Here is a 13009-nt window from a genome sequence, read left to right on the forward strand (position 1 = left end):
GACCAGGCATATAGATTAGCGGATCTGGTCCCAGGCGGTCGCAATATCGGCGATCATGCTGCGGCAGCTATCCAGCGCCGCGACATCATGGTCGCGCACACCAATCGAAACGAGGCGGTTGGCCTCGGCGAAGATCGTGGCGAGCAGCGGGGCGACGTCCCCGCCCTTTTCGTGATCGAGCCCGGCGTCGAGTGCGGCGATGATCGCGAGGACGCGGGTCTGGCTATCGGTGCGCTTGGGCGCATCATTGCCGGCGACCGCGGTCTTCAGCATCGTCAGCCGCGTCAGCAGTTCTTCATAGAGGATCGCCACCAGCCGGTGCGGCGAGGCACCTTCGATCCGCGTCGTCACGTCGACGCTGTGATAGCGGGCGCCGGCGGGGGCATAACGGCGGGCGGCGGAACCGAACATCAAAACTCTCCTGTGGCGACAGCGACGGCCGCGTAAAATCTGCAATCGGGAACGGATTGGCTAAGTCGATCAGCCGTCGTCGTTGGTCCACATCTTGATCTGCTGATCGAGATAGGACTGCGTCGCCTTGTAGGCGGAGACGCGGCTGTCCATCGTCGTGAACTGCTTGACGAGGCGATCGCGATAGCTGGCCTCGCGGGTTTCCATCTTCTCGCGATCGGTGGTGATCGTCTTGGTTTCGGTGGTCAGCCGGTTCTGTGAGCTGGCGAGCGGGCCACCGGCGGCGCGCAGCGCATCGCGGATCGCCTGCAACGCGCCGCCGACGCCGAGATCGACGGTGACCGTGCCCGAGGCGAGGTTGCCGAGCGGTTCGATGATCAGGCCCTTGGACGAGGCCGAGATGGACGAGATGAGCTGGCCACCGGCCGCGATCGCGGCGACGCCGCCGATCTTGCCCGAGGCGGGGTTGGTGAGATCGCCGGCGACGAGATCGGTGACGGTGTAGGTGCCGGGCTTGGCGCGGCCATAGCCGCTGACGATCTTGATCAGCGGCGACGATGCCGTCTGGCCGGGGTTGAACATGGCTTCGACGCCGTCCGGATCTTCGGCCAGAACCTTGGCCAGCCGCTCGCTGTCGACGCTGAGCGTGCCGTTGCGTTCGGTGCGGACACCGATTTCGGCGAGGGTGGAGGGGCCGCCGGCGCTGGACAGCACGGTCGAGGTAAGACGCGAAAGCTGGCGCTGCATCTCGCGGATGCCGACATCGCCGCGCAGCACGCCGGTGGTGGGCGCGGTCGCTTCATCGAGCATGCTCTTGAGCTCGTTATAGGCGGCGACGAAATCGCTGACCGCCTGGGAGATCGCGTCCGTCTGACGGGCCGAACCGATCGCGACGGTGGTGCCGACCGCTTCCTTCTTCAGCTCCACCTTCACGCCGGGGATGAGATCGGAGAAGGTGTTGGAGACGCGGCGGACCTCGACACCGTCGAGCTTGACGATCGCATCCTGCGCCTTCTGGGCCAGCGTCATGCCGGTGACGTTGGCGGGATCGTAGGTCGCGGGATCGAAGGCGAATTTCTGCAGGCCGACATCGGCCGCTGGATCGACCACCAGCTTGAACGACTGGGCCTCTCCGGTCGCGCCCTTGAGCACGATGCGCGAACCGTTGGTGTCTTCGAGGATCGAGGCGGTGACGCCCGACTGCGCCGCGTTGATCGCGCGGGCAAGGCCCAGCAGCGAGTCATTGGCGGAATTGATGGTGATGTCGAAGCTGCCGTTCGCGGTGGTGAGCGTGATCTTGCCCTGGCCGATCGGGCTGTTGGTGCCCGAGACATTGGCCGAGACCAGCGACTGGGCGGCGGCGAGCTGCTTCACTTCGAGCGAGGCGGACAGGCTGCCGATGCGGGCGCCGGCGATCGCAGTGGTGGCGACGATGCTGCTGTCCGAAGAGGTGGCCTGGGTGAAGAGGGTGCCGCCGGAGATCAGCGAACCGAGCGCGGTGGCGAAGCCGTCGATGCCGCCGACGATGCCGCCGAGCGCGGAAATCTTGGCGGTGTTGGTTTCCTCGCGCGCCTTGAGGGCATTGTCCTTCGGCGTCTTGGAGGCGGCCGCGAGCTGATCGATCAACGACGAGGTGTCGATGCCCGATCCGATACCCAAACTCGCTGCAATCGACGTCACCAGCAATCCCCTTCGCTCACATCGGGAAGAACGGCGCGAAAGCGCGGATGTTTAGGGGCGAAGGGAGCTTTTTATCGGTTGCCCGAAAGCGCGGCGCAGCTACGGGAAGGACATGCCTAGCGATCCCGCCGAACCCCGCATCCTGATCCCGCAGAACCTGTCGCCGAACGCCATTGCGAGCCGCCTTGCGGACGGGCGGATCGTGGCGATCGGCGGGCGGACGATGGGGACGACATGGTCGGCGAAGATCGTCGCGAAGGGCGAATTGCCGGGCGTCGAGGCGGCGTTGCAGGCGCTGCTCGACCGGGTCGTTGACGAGATGAGCAATTGGGAGGCGGCGAGCAACGTCAGCCGCTTCAACCGGCTGGCAGCCGGGCAGTGGCAGACGTTGCCGCCGGACTTTTTCACAGTGCTGCGCCGGGGGCTGGAGATCGCCGCCGCAAGCCACGGCGCCTTCGATCCGACAGCGGGTGCGCTGGTCGATATGTGGGGTTTCGGCCCTGCACCGGCGCGGCTGGAACCGCCGGCGGATGCGGAGATCGCGACCGCGCTGGCGGCGACGGGATATCGGCGGATCGAGTTGGACGTACATGCGAGGCGGGCGCGCCAGCCGGGCGGCGTCTCGCTGGACCTATCAGGCATCGCCAAGGGCTATGCGGTCGACCTGCTGGCGGATTTCCTGCGTGAGCGGGGCCATCGGCACTTTCTGGTCGAAGTGGGCGGGGAGCTGGTTGGGGACGGCATTCTGCCCGACGGCCAGCCCTGGTGGGTCGACCTGGAGGCGCCGCCGGGCCTGCGCGTGGCGCCGGCGCGGATCGCGCTCCATGGCCTCGCGGTAGCGACAACCGGGGATTATCGCCGTTTCTTCGATCATGCCGGACGGCGTTACGCCCACAGCATCGACCCACGCACCGGACAGCCAGTGGAAAATGGCGTGGCGGCGGTATCGGTGGTCTACCGCCGCTGCATGGACGCCGATGCGTGGGCCACCGCGCTGGCCGTGCTCGGCATGGAAGCGGGCATGACGCTGGCGACCGAACAGGGCGTCGCCGCGCGCTTCATAACGAACGAGGGCGGGGAAGCCTTCTCCCCCGCCCTCGCCGCGATGCTGGATTGAGTTTTTGTTGGTCTGGATCGTAACCGGCAGGAGCGATGCTCCCGCCGGCTACGATCCATCCGGGCCTCAGAAGCTGTAGTAGAGGCTCAACCGGGCCGAACGATCCTCGCCGGGGGTGGCCCAGCCATTGTTGCGGATGCCGGTGAAGTAGCGCTCGTTGGTGAAGTTCTGGATGTTGAGCTGCGCGGTCAGCCCTTCCATCACCTCATAGGACACGAACGCACGGTGGGTAAGATAGTCCTTGGACTTGAAGATCGGCGTCAGCGCGGCACTCGGTGTGGTCGCCAGCGGGGTCACCAACGCGCTGTTGTTGAGCGCAAAGCTGCCCTGATAGGTGAAGCCGTAACCGATCTGCAGGCCGAACGGCAGCGTGTAGGTGGTGAACAGGCTGCCGGAATGCTTCGGCGTCTGCGTCAGATCCTGACCCGCCTGCGGATCGAGCACGAGGCTGTTGTTGCCGCAGGGGTTAGTCACAGGGGTGCCGGCGATCGGCCCCGGATTGGCAAGGCAGTAATCCGAAACCGACTGGCGGACCTTGCTGTCGAGGTAGGTATAGTTGGCGAAGATCGCCCAGGCATCGGTGACATTGCCCGAAGCACCGAGCGCGATACCGTCAACGCGGGCGCGGCCATCGAGAACCGGCAGGGTGGTGACGATCGGATCGTTGGTGGCGACGCGATAGTTGGTGCGATCGTTGCGGAAGGCCGCAGCGGTAAGCTGCAAACGGCGTTCGAACAAATCCGCCTTCACGCCGAATTCGAAATTCTCGGCCTTTTCCGGGCCGACATCGCAGGGATCCTGAACGCCGCCCGGCGCCGTAATCAACGAACCGCAGCCCAGCCGCACCGTCGCCGAACCCGGCGTGCGGGAATTGGCGTAGGCCGCATAAATGCTGACGTTTTCGACCGGCTTGTAGTTCAGACCGACACGATAGGAGAACAGATTCTCGTTGCTGACCTGTTCGCTGCCGCGGGTATAGGCGCCGAGGTTAGGGCCGACCGTGGTGGAGAAGGTGTCAGCGCGGAATTTGGCGTGATAATCCTCGTACCGGACGCCGGCATTGAATTCGAGCTGTTCGATGATCTTGATCGTATCGAACGCGTAGATCGCCTTGGAGCTGTTGTTGCCGTAGGATTTGCCGCTGAGGATGAAGTTCACCGGGCCGGTGTAGGTGGTATCAGGGTCGGTGAAATCGATCGGCGGCTGCGCGACGGTGGAACCGTCGGCATTACGCAGCAGGTTGCCGCTGACCAGCGCGTAATCCTCCCACGACAAGGATGCACCGATCACGAAGTTATGTTCGAGACCGCCGGTGTTGAACGTCGCCTTGAGATCGGTCTGATTGTAGAACAGATTATTGGTCTGGTTGCGAACCGAACCGCGCGGGCCGCTGGGATAATAGAAGCCCGGCGCGCCAGCGAAGCCGCCGATCGCCGCCGCACACGGCACGCCGGCGGGGGTGACGCCGGTGGCGCTGGTCGAGCTAGGCAGGCAATAGGTGCCCTGCGGCGCGCTGGTAACGCTGTCCTGCGTCACGCGCTGATAGCGGGTGAGGTTGCGGATCGAGACATTGTCGCTGAAATCATGGTCGAAGCGGGCCGTGGCCTGATTGACCTTGATATCCTGATCGTCGAGGTTGGCGATGCCGAAATAATCGCTGTCGCTGACGCCCGGCAGCGGACCGTCATTCACCAGCGTCTGATAGTAAGGTACGCCGTAGATGGGCACATTGTTGTCCTCCTGGTGGAGGTAGGACAAAGTGAACCGGGTCGGGCCGTCGATGCCGATCGTCACCGACGGGGCGATGCCCCAGCGCTTGTTCTTCTCAACGTCGCGGCCGGGCACGTCATTGCGGTGGAACACGCCATTCAGGCGGAACGCCACGAGATCGCTCGCCCGGACATTGCTGTCGACGGTGGCGCGATAATAATTGTCGGTGCCGATGCCGGCCGAAACCACCGTCAGATCTTCCGCTTGCGGAGTCTTGCTGACGAGATTGATCGTGCCGCCGACCGAACCGGAACCGCTGAACACGGTGTTGGCGCCGTTATAGACTTCGATCTGCTGCAGGTTGAAGGTTTCCGAGCGGCTATATTGCGCGCTATCGCGAACGCCATCCTGAGTGATGTCGTTGTTCGCCGAATAGCCGCGCAGGTTGATGCTGTCGCCGAAACCGCCGCCGCCTTCGCCCGCACCAAAGGTGATGCCGGGAATCGTGGACAGCGCGTCACGCAAGGTGAGCAGGTTCTGCTTCTGCAGCGTCTGGTTGCTGATGACGGTGATCGTCTGCGGCGTATCGAGCAGCGGCGCGGTCGCCTTGGGGGATTCGACGCGTTCGACCTTGATCTCGTCCTCGATCGCGCTCGCCTCGACCGTCACGCCACCGAGCTTGCCGCCCTGCGTTTCGGACTGCGCCATCGCCGGCGCGGAGGCGATGAAACCGACGCAGCCGAGCGCGAGAAACGCGGGCAGGCTTGCGGAACTACGAAAATCGGAATTGGCCACGATGGCTCCCCCTTCGATACGGCCGTGTCGCTACGGCCCCGGAATGCGGGGAGGCTATTGCTAGTCATTCTCAATATTGTCAACCGTCGATCACTGAGATCGATTTGCACGTTCAAAAAGCCATACGCGGATCGCGCTGGCGAGGTTGGGCGGATCGGGATCGGCAACGCGCTCCGCATCGATGCGGGCCACAAGTGCATTCAATGGCACGGCTTCTTCCCGCGCGGCCGCACCAAGCGCATCCCAGAAAATGGGTTCCAGGCTGATCGAGGTGGAATGGCCGGCGATCATCACCGAGCGTTTGACGGGGCCGGGCATTACCTTGCCCCCTCTCCCACTTGTGGGAGAGGGATGGGGTGAGGGCACGCCACGCCCTCAAAAAGCGTGCAGCCGAGAATGAAGAAGACCCTCACTCAACCCTCTCCCGTGCAGACGGGAGAGGGCTAGAAGGGCCCACCCCCAACCCCTCCCGCGAGCGGGAGGGGCGTTGGCTCAATACATGTGCTGGCCGCCGTTGATCGACAGGGTCGATCCGGTGACGAAGCCCGCCTCCTCACCGGTGAGGAAGGTGACGCCGCGGGCGATTTCCTCGGCATGGCCCAGGCGGCCGACCGGCACCTTGGCGACGATCTTGGCGAGCACGTCCTGCGGCACCGCGGCCACCATGTCGGTGTCGATATAACCCGGCGCGATCGCGTTCACGGTGACGCCGAACTTGGCGCCTTCCTGCGCCAGCGCCTTGGTGAAGCCATGGATGCCGGACTTGGCGGCGGCATAGTTGACCTGGCCGTACTGGCCGGCCTGGCCGTTGATCGAGCCGATATTGACGATGCGACCCCAGCCCCGTTCGCGCATACCGGGGAACGTGGCCTTCGCCATGTTGAAGCAGCCGCCCAGGTTTGTGTCGATCACGTCCTTCCACGCCTGCCAATCCATCTTGAGCAGCGTGCCATCGCGCGTGATGCCGGCATTGTTGACGAGGATGTCGACGGGGCCAAGTTCGGCTTCCACCTGCTTCACGCCGGCGAGACACGCTTCATGATCGGCGACGTCCCATTGGTAGGCGGTTATGCCGGTGCGGTCGGAGAATTCCTTGGCGCGTTCGACATTGCCAGCATAATTGGCGGCGACGGTGATCCCCTTCGCCTTCAAGGCGAGGCTGATCGCCTCCCCGATGCCGCGCGTTCCCCCGGTTACGATCGCAACTCTGGCCACATCAGTCTCCCACGGAAGTTCGCCGCAAAGACTAGAGTGATGGCAGCCACCCTTCAAGTTCGCGGCCCAAGAGTTTTTTCAGCATTTCAACGCCCGCAATACTGTCATTCAAGCAGGGCAGATAGGCGAAGTGGGATCCCCCTGCCCGCAGGAATGTATCGCGGCCGCGTATTGCGATTTCCTCCAATGTTTCAAGGCAGTCGACCGAGAAACCGGGCGCGACGACGGCGACGCGGGTGATGCCGCGACCGGGGAGCGCGGCGAGCGTCGCCTCCGTCGAGGGCTCCAGCCATTTGGCGCGGCCGAATCGCGACTGGAAGGACAGGATGAGATCGCGGCCAAGCGCATCGCCCAGCAGCCGCGCAGTCTTGACGCACTGGCAATGATAGGGATCGCCGAGATCGAGGGTCCGCTGCGGCATGCCATGGAAGCTGGCAAGGATCGCCTGCGGCTCGAAATCCAGCGCGGCGAGTTCGGCGGTGACGCTTGTTTCGAGCGCGGCGATATAGGCGGGATCGTCATGATAAGGCGGCAAGGTGCGCACCGCCGGCTGCCAGCGCATCGCCGCCAGCGCGGCAAAGGCATCGTCATTGGCGGTGGCCGTCGTCGCTGCGCAATATTGCGGGTAGAGCGGCGCCAGCAGGACGCGATCACACCCCTGCTCCTTGAGCGCGCGGATGCGATCGGCGATCGCCGGACGGCCATAGCGCATGGCATGATCGACGATGACATCCGGGCCGAAGGCGCCTTGCAGCGCGGTTGTTTGAGCGCGTGTGAGTGCCGCAAGCGGCGAGCCGTCTTCGCGCCAGACCTGGGCATAGGCATGGGCCGATTTCTTCGGGCGGGTCGTCAGCACCAGGCCACGCAGGATCGGCTGCCAGGCGATCGACGGGATTTCGACGACGCGACGATCGGACAGGAATTGCTTGAGGTAGCGCCGCACCGAAGGCGCATCGGGCGCGTCAGGCGTGCCGAGATTGATCAGCAGCACGCCGATCCGCGGCGGCTGCACCGGCGGATGATCGGGCGGACGGTTCATCCACCGACCTTAAGCGGCAGGCCGCGCAGGCGCTGGCCGGTGGCGGCGAAGATGGCGTTGGCGATGGCGGGCGCGACGGGCGGCACCGCGATCTCGCCGACGCCGCCGGGCGCTTCCTTGCTGGGGATCAGTTCGATGCGAATGTCGGGCGTTGTCGCCAGGGTCGGCAGGTTGAGCGCGTCGAAATTATGCGCGTCCGCCATGCCGCGGGTGAAGCCGGTGGTCGCGCCCAGTGCCGCGGCGATGCCCCAGATGATGCCGCCTTCGATCTGCTGGAGGACGATATCGGGGTGAACGATCCGCCCGCAATCGACCGCGGCGAACACGCGGTCGACGCGGATCTGCTGGGAGGCATCGATCTGCGCCTCAACCAGCAAGGCGACATGGCTGCCGAAGCTGGAATGCGCGGCCAGCCCCTGATTGCCGCCGGCGACGCCGCCGTCCCAACCGCCCATCGCCGTCACCGTCGTCAGGCAATGCGCCAGGCGGGTATTGCTACCGAGCATCTGCATGCGGAAGGACAAGGGCTCGATGCCTGCGGTGCGGGCGAGTTCGTCGACGAAGCTTTCGGTGAAGAAAGCGGTGTAGCTGTGCGCCACCGATCGCCAGATGCCGGTGGGAATGCCGATGTCGGCGGGGAGATGATCGATTGCGACGGCGGGGATGGCATAAGGTGGATTGGCGCCTTCGATCGCCGCCGCCTCCGCCTTGGTTTCGTCCGCGCCGCCCATCAGCCGCGCACCCATCGACGCCATCGCCGCAGGCGCCGCGATCCGCGCCTGCCAGCCAAGCAGTTCGCCGCGCGCGCCCAGCGCCGCGGACATGCGCGCACGCGCCGGCGGGCGAGGCCGATCCTGCTGGATATCGTCACGGCGGGACCAGGTGAGCTGGACGGGACGCTTGACCTCCCGCGCGATGATCGCAGCCTGGACGGCGGCGTCATTCTCTATCTTGCGGCCGAAACCGCCGCCGACGAGCATCGGGTAGATCGTCACCTGCCCCTCACTTATGCCCATCGCGCGTGCGACGGCACTGCGCGCGAGGCCGGGCGCCTGGGTGGGCATCCACACTTCCAGCCTGTCCCCGGTGATCCGCGCGGTCGCGACCAAAGGCTCGATCGCGGCATGGAGCGCGAGCGGCACGGCATAATCGACCTTGAGGCTTTTCTTGCCTTCGAAGGCGGCGTCGACATCGCCGATCTCGACGAAGCGGGTGGCATCATCGCCATCGAGCGCGGCTTTCAACGCGGCGTCGATCGAGGCGCTGTCGGGAAAGGGACCATTGGTGCGGAAGCGCGGTCGCATCGCATCGAGCGCGCGTTCCGCCGCCCAGCCATTGACCGCAACCGCCGCCACCCAACCGGGATTTTCGACGACGGCGAGGACGCCCGCGACCTTTTCGGCTGCGGCCTTGTCGACGCCGACCAACTGCGTGTCGCCATGCGGGCCATGGCGGACGGCGGCGTGAACCATGTCGGGCAGGCGCACGTCGGCGGCATACATGGCCGAGCCATCGACCTTGGCCGGCAGATCGATGCGCGGCACCGACTTGCCCGAAAGGCCACCGGCACCGACCGCGCGCAGCGTGACGCCACTGGGCGCATCAAGCTTCGCGGCCTCCGCCGCCAGTTCGCCGAAGCGGAGGCGATCGTCGCCACGGGTGACGAAGCCGGCGGCGGTGTCGCACGCCGTCCAGTCCGCGCCCCAGCGTTCGCCGGCAGCGGAGCAGAGCAACGCGCGGGCGATGGCGCCGGCTTCGCGGAAGCGCTGTTCGAAGCCGCGGATCGAGCTGGACCCGCCTGTCACCATCAAGGCCGATCGGATGGCGAACTGACGCGCGGCCCAGCCGCCGACGCCCTTCAGCAGATCGGGCATCATTCCTTCCGCCGCTTCGCCGATCAGGAAATCATTGGCGTAGAGCGGGCTGATCGGCGCGGGCTCGACCCCGATGGTGCGCCAGTCGGCGCCAAGCTCGTCGGCGAGCGCCTGGGGCAGCGATGTCCACACCCCCTGCCCCATTTCCGCCTGCGGCACGACGACGGTGACATGGCCGTCCTCGGCGATCTTGAGGAAGGCGTTGAAGATCGTCTCGCCCGGATTGGCGACGAGATTGGGGCGGTAGCTGCGCGGCCAAAGCCCCCAGGCAAGCAACAGGCCGACGCCGGCACCGCCGCCGACGAGAAGGGTGCGGCGGTTGAGGTTCATAAGCGGGTAGCGTGTCCGGTCATTGCGATGGTGAATAGGGAGGGGAGCATGGGAACGCCAGCCCAACTACCCGTCATGCTGAACTTGTTTCAGCATCCACCGCGCCACAAGAACCGCATCGCCCGTGGAGAGATGGACCCTGAAACAAGTTCAGGGTGACGGTGGAGGTCATGGTTCGCGTCCTGCCCGACCTCAAGCCGCCTGCGTTTCCCCTGCCACCTGCGCGCGGAAGCCCTTGCGGAGCGAGACCTTGTCGATTTTGCCGGTGCCCAGGCGCGGCAGCGGATCGGCGTTGAACCATAACCGGGCGGGCAGCTTGAAACGGGCGAGCCGCGCGGCAAGGAAATCGGTGAGCGCAGTGCCATCGACCGCGCCCCCTTCGCGCAGGTGGACGACCGCGCCGACGACTTCGCCCAGCCGCTCGTCCGGCAGGCCGAACACGCTGGCTTCCGCCACGTCGGGGTGGGCGTAGAGCGCGGCTTCCACCTCGATGCAGGAGATATTCTCGCCGCCGCGGATGATGATGTCCTTGGCGCGATCGACGATGAAGAGATAGCCGTCCTCGTCCAGATAGCCGAGATCGCCGGTCAGGAAATGGCCGTCGGCGGTGAAGGCGGCGGCGGTCGCTTCCGGGTTGCGCCAATAGCCGCGGATGTTGGCGGCGCTGGCGATGCCGATATTGCCGATTTCCCCCTGCGGCAGCAGGGCGCCGTCATCGTCATAGATCGCGACGTCGACGAACGGCTTCTGCGCCGGGCCGGTCGAGGCGGGCTTGGCGAGATAATTTTCGCGGCAGTTGGTGCAGCCGACCGCATTGGTTTCGGTGAGGCCATAGCCCAACATCGGATGGCCGCCGGCGAAGGTGGAATGCAGGCGCGCGACATGCGCGGCCGGGCGCGGCGCGCCGCCCGCGGCGATATCGAGCAGGCTCGACAGATCGAACCTGTCGCGATCGGGATGCTGCATCAGTTCGAGGCTCATCGTCGGCACGCCGACGAAATAGGTGACGCGCTCCGCCTCGATCAGCCGCATCGCTTCCGCCACATCCCATTTCGGCATCAGCACCAGTTTGCGGGCGATGACCATGCTGGCGATGAACACCGGGATCTCGCCGGTGACATGGAATAGCGGCACGGTGACGAGCGCGGATGGCGGGAAAGCGAGATTCTTGCGATCGCCGCCATGGAAGGCGCCGAGCAGCATCGCGGTGAGCGCGACGAAGCAATAGGTGGCGGTGACGACCGCGTGATGGGTGGAAACCGCGCCCTTGCAATTACCGGTCGAGCCCGAGGTGAAGAGGAGCGTCGCATCATCTTCGGGCAGCACTTCGGGCAGTTCGCCTTCCACCACGCCGTCAATCAGCGGGGCCAGCGCCTCGGCGATCGGGCGTTCGATCGCCAATGCGGCGACCGGGCCGGCAAAGCCGGTCTCGGCGATGCGGCGGGCGCGCTGAACGTCAGCGATCACCAACGCCGGTTCGGCAAGGTTCAAGCCGTAAGCCAGCTCGTCCGGCGTCCACCAGCCATTGATGAGGGTGGCGATGCCGCCCGCCTTCACCACCGCGATATAAGCGATCATCCAGGTCGGCGCGTTGCGCATGGCGATGGCGACGCGATCGCCCTTGCGGATGCCATGGCCACCCGCCAGCGCCCGCGCCAGCCGATCCGACCAGTCTTCCAGATCCGTATAGGTCAACCGCTCGTCGCCGGCGACGACCGCGATCGCATCGCCATACTCGGTGGCGCAGTGGCGGAACAGTCCGCCCAGCGTGCCCGGCAGCTTCGCGGCGACCGCGCGACCTTGTGCGTCGGCCGTCACCTCGATCAGGCCATCCGGCCCGGTGATGACGTCCATGACCGCCTTCATGCGGTTGTCCTGCTCACTGGGCATCGACCGCTCTCTCCAGTGCTTTGCGTTATCTTGTTACCCCCTTTATGAGGGCCAAAATCCTCGGGGAAAAGCCTTGATCCTGACCTTTCTCGCTGACGCTACGGCAGCCTTGCGGTTCGAAAGCCTCGGCCTGTCGCCTGTCGCGCTCGACCTCGGCTTCTTCCAGCTCCGCTGGTATTCGCTGGCCTATATCGCCGGCATCCTGATCGGCTGGTGGTATCTCTTAAAGCTGCTCGCCCAGCCCGGCGCACCGATGGCGCGGCGCCATGCCGACGATATGGTCTTCTACGCGACGCTCGGCATTCTGCTCGGCGGCAGGCTCGCTTACGTCACCTTCTACCAGCCGGACATCTGGCAGAACCCGGTCGACGTGCTGAAGCTGTGGGAAGGCGGCATGTCCTTCCATGGCGGGGTGATCGGCGTTTCGCTGGGGATCATTTACCTCGCGTGGAAGAACAAGCTGCAATGGCTGCGCATCCACGATTATGTCGCCTGCTGTGTGCCGTTCGGCCTGTTCTTCGGCCGGATCGCCAATTTCGTGAATGGCGAGCTGTGGGGCCGCGCGACCGACGTGCCATGGGGCATGATCTTCCCGCGCGGCGGCGATGTGGTGCGCCACCCGAGCCAGCTCTACGAGGCGGGGCTGGAAGGCGTGCTGCTGTTCGCCGTGCTGTGGTTCCTGTTCTGGAAGACCGACGCGCGCTACCAGCCGGGCAAGCTGGTCGGCACCTTCCTGCTCGGTTACGGCCTCAGCCGTTTCACGGTCGAATATTTCCGCGAGCCGGATTCGCAGTTGATGGAATTCGCCTACCGCACCCATCTCAGCATGGGCCAGTGGCTGACCGTGCCGATGATCCTGGGCGGCCTCTATCTGATCGCGACCGCGAAGGGCCGCCGCCAGCGGGTGGAGCCGATCGCGGGCGACCAGAGCGTCGCATAACGGGACAG

General features: G+C 65.4%; 10 protein-coding genes. 2 read left to right on the top strand and 8 right to left on the bottom strand.

What is annotated here, in order from left to right; genetic code table 11:
• Positions 1–15 precede the first annotated feature (15 nt).
• A complete protein-coding gene (fliS, locus tag ACFB49_RS10220) occupies positions 16–411 on the bottom strand; it encodes a flagellar export chaperone FliS (RefSeq protein WP_380879088.1) in 396 nt (131 codons plus the stop codon).
• A 69-nt stretch (positions 412–480) separates the two neighbouring features.
• Entirely contained in the window at positions 481–2091 is a 1611-nt protein-coding gene (fliD, locus tag ACFB49_RS10225; RefSeq protein WP_380879090.1) for a flagellar filament capping protein FliD, read from the bottom strand.
• 112 nt (positions 2092–2203) lie between these two features.
• Between fliD and ACFB49_RS10230 the strand changes: the two genes are divergently transcribed.
• A complete protein-coding gene (locus ACFB49_RS10230; protein WP_380879092.1) occupies positions 2204–3208 on the top strand; it encodes an FAD:protein FMN transferase in 1005 nt (334 codons plus the stop codon).
• Positions 3209–3274: 66 nt separating this feature from the next.
• On the opposite strand, the gene ACFB49_RS10235 is transcribed toward ACFB49_RS10230, so the two are convergent.
• The 6 genes from ACFB49_RS10235 to ACFB49_RS10260 form a co-directional block, all read right to left on the bottom strand.
• Positions 3275–5713, bottom strand: a complete 2439-nt coding sequence (locus ACFB49_RS10235; protein ID WP_380879093.1) for a TonB-dependent receptor — start codon at positions 5711–5713, stop codon at positions 3275–3277.
• Positions 5714–5803: 90 nt separating this feature from the next.
• Positions 5804–6031 carry a ribbon-helix-helix domain-containing protein gene (locus tag ACFB49_RS10240; RefSeq protein WP_380879095.1) on the bottom strand — a complete coding sequence of 76 codons (228 nt, stop codon included), beginning with the start codon at positions 6029–6031 and terminating at the stop codon, positions 5804–5806.
• Positions 6032–6205: 174 nt separating this feature from the next.
• A complete protein-coding gene (gene phbB, locus ACFB49_RS10245; RefSeq protein ID WP_380879097.1) occupies positions 6206–6928 on the bottom strand; it encodes an acetoacetyl-CoA reductase in 723 nt (240 codons plus the stop codon).
• Positions 6929–6959: 31 nt separating this feature from the next.
• Positions 6960–7967 carry a ferrochelatase gene (gene hemH / locus ACFB49_RS10250; RefSeq protein WP_380879099.1) on the bottom strand — a complete coding sequence of 336 codons (1008 nt, stop codon included), beginning with the start codon at positions 7965–7967 and terminating at the stop codon, positions 6960–6962.
• Entirely contained in the window at positions 7964–10171 is a 2208-nt protein-coding gene (locus tag ACFB49_RS10255) for a molybdopterin cofactor-binding domain-containing protein (RefSeq protein WP_380879101.1), read from the bottom strand. The genes hemH and ACFB49_RS10255 overlap by 4 nt, the downstream gene beginning before the upstream one ends.
• 192 nt (positions 10172–10363) lie before the next feature.
• On the bottom strand, positions 10364–12061 hold the full coding sequence (locus ACFB49_RS10260; protein ID WP_380879103.1) for a class I adenylate-forming enzyme family protein: 1698 nt from the start codon (positions 12059–12061) through the stop codon (positions 10364–10366).
• A gap of 73 nt (positions 12062–12134) precedes the next feature.
• Between ACFB49_RS10260 and lgt the strand changes: the two genes are divergently transcribed.
• Positions 12135–13001 carry a prolipoprotein diacylglyceryl transferase gene (gene lgt, locus ACFB49_RS10265; RefSeq protein ID WP_380879104.1) on the top strand — a complete coding sequence of 289 codons (867 nt, stop codon included), beginning with the start codon at positions 12135–12137 and terminating at the stop codon, positions 12999–13001.
• Positions 13002–13009: the final 8 nt, after the last annotated feature.

Origin of the sequence: Sphingomonas sp. DBB INV C78 (assembly GCF_042693015.1) — a bacterium.
Classification (GTDB): Bacteria; Pseudomonadota; Alphaproteobacteria; order Sphingomonadales; family Sphingomonadaceae; genus Sphingomonas_E.